Raw genomic sequence first — 2524 nt, forward strand, 5'->3', positions numbered from 1 at the left:
GAATAAATAGAACAGATGTTGCTCAAACAGTATGACATATAGAAGGAAAAATGCCATTACAAACATTCTCTGCTAATATACTTTTTACCAATGTGAACGTTCGAACAAGCTATGGTATTTGTAGTATAAAAGTTTGGGTATATATAAACAATTTAAAATAAAGATGTTACAAGAGATAAGAACAAATACATGAAAAAAAGAATTGGGATCTTGGGATTTAGTTGTCTCATTGGACATTGAATCCGTTGAACATAATAACAAAATATCTAAGGATAACACGTATATAAATTGACTCTCTTAGAAGTAATATTATTAGCCTCATGAAGAACTGTTGTGTGGGCATTGATAAGAAATGTTTTATGGTACTTTATTAACAAAAATGATATGTTGGGACCACTACCACAACCAAGAAAATAAGAGGTCTTTGGATCTTGTACTTAAGATTAGATTTAATAGTTAATATTTAGGGCCACTTCCTTTTAAGGAAGTTATAAATATTATTCTTAGATTTATAGATTATAAGCTTAACAATCGATATTAATCATGCATGTAGGATCATTGGTATTGACATGTTAATTGAACTATTATTAAGGTCATTATTAATGAGAATAAGTGGTATTGGTTATCAATAAAACAAAAACAAAAATATAATAAAGATAGTAACAAGACCAAAGAAATACTTAGTATCAGATAAAGATAACAGATTTAAAGTTGGTTCAAAGGTTTTTAATTAAGAATTGTATTCCAATATCTAAGTATAAATCCTGATTTATTGTAAAGATAATATAATGATTTTACCCAGATCTATTATAAAGGTTGGGGATAATTCTGGAGTGAAATTCATCAGATGTATTAAAATTATAGGTTCAACAAACAAACGTTGAGCTAAATATGGAGAAGTAATAAAAGCTTCAGCAACTGTTGTGTATACAAGATCTAAAATTAAACAAGGTAGTGTTGTTAATGCTTTGATAATCAGATGTATTAGACCATTCAATAGAATATTAGGATGTATAAAGTTTGATGAAAGTTCCGTAATAATCTTAAATGATAAGTTAGAACCCATAGGTACCAGAATATTTGGATCTATATTAAAAGAATTGAAAGTTATTAACCAAAACATGTTTTCATTGATTAATGATGTTATTTAAACTAATACTTAAAAGTAAAGGAACAAGAACATTGTTAATTTAAGATAATAAAAATCTAAAGATTAATTCATGTTATCCAAAAAAATATATAATCAAGGAGGTATAGTCAAGATCATTGAGTGTTTGGGTTATTTATTTGTTGGAAGTAGTGATGATTTGTTGTTAACAAGAACAACTTAAAGCTTATTTAATTGAACTAATGGATTCAAGTTTTAATAGATGTTTAATATCTAAGTTAAATCTGATACATACTTTAGAAATTAAAAATGTACATATGTTACCTAAAATTAATAAAATTATCTTATCTGGTGGTATAAACAACAAAATCAGTATGACTTCCAATAGGTTTGTAACTTCCATTATTCATTTGATTACTGGGTTAAAACCAATATTAATTAAAGCTAAATCAGCAATATCAGGATTTAAGATTAAAAAACATCAGATAATCGGATTTAAAGTTACATTACGTTCCAAGAGATTATATAATTTCTTGGATAAATTAATATATATTATCACCCATAAAATGAAAGACTTCAAAGGATTCAGCTCATCATCTTTTGATAAGAACTACAACATTTCGTTGGGAATAAAAGATTGATCGATATTTTCGGAAACAATTTCATGTGAAAACATTAACCAAACAGGATTAAATATTACTATTTGTATCAGTGCATTAGCACAAGCCCATATTGTTATGTTTTTAAAAGAAATCGGATTAAACTTCATTGACATATAGGCTTATGAATATTGAACAACAGCAAGAAAATAACAAAATGGTATAAAATATAATATTAAAAATATTAAACTAATAAAAGAACAATTTATTGATCCTTCATTTCCATAACAAAACAACAACCTATTATTACTAGATCATTGATTGATCTACCAAAGACAGTTAATTCGGTAAATATAAAAGAAAACATATTATTATCAATAGATCTTAAAAGATATTATAAGTTTTTTCTCGACATTACAATGAATGATTAAAACATTTTAAATAATCCAAAGTTATTACCAAGAACAAACAAAAACTTGATAAATCTGATAACAAACATATTAACACATATTAGAATTCTTCCGATCGATCTAAATCAAAGAATAATTTAATTTATAAACTACATCCTAAATTCAAACCAAATTCATCACTGGCATTTAAATGGACATAGATTTGTTATACCGTTGAATCAAAGTCATAGATATTTATTAACCTTTAACATTAAACAGATATTAGATCAATTAATGAGAATAACAACATTATAACAAAAATAAGATTAAAATATTAGAATTCTAATCAAAGAACATATCAGAGATAAGAACATTTAAAGATTAAACACCCAGATTAATACCCCATACTAATAAACAACAAGTAGATG

Annotated in this window: 2 protein-coding genes; both read left to right on the top strand. The window is 25.6% G+C overall.

Annotation, left to right across the window (positions count from 1 at the left end; translation table 4 throughout):
• The first annotated feature begins 788 nt into the window (after window positions 1–788).
• Window positions 789–1151, top strand: coding sequence for an uL14 family ribosomal protein (locus MAGTDC_RS02115; protein WP_146656856.1), 363 nt, complete (start codon window positions 789–791; stop codon window positions 1149–1151).
• A 199-nt stretch (window positions 1152–1350) separates the two neighbouring features.
• Window positions 1351–1887, top strand: coding sequence for a 50S ribosomal protein L5 (locus MAGTDC_RS02120; protein ID WP_146656857.1), 537 nt, complete (start codon window positions 1351–1353; stop codon window positions 1885–1887).
• Window positions 1888–2524: the final 637 nt, after the last annotated feature.

The organism is Candidatus Hodgkinia cicadicola (assembly GCF_002774925.1).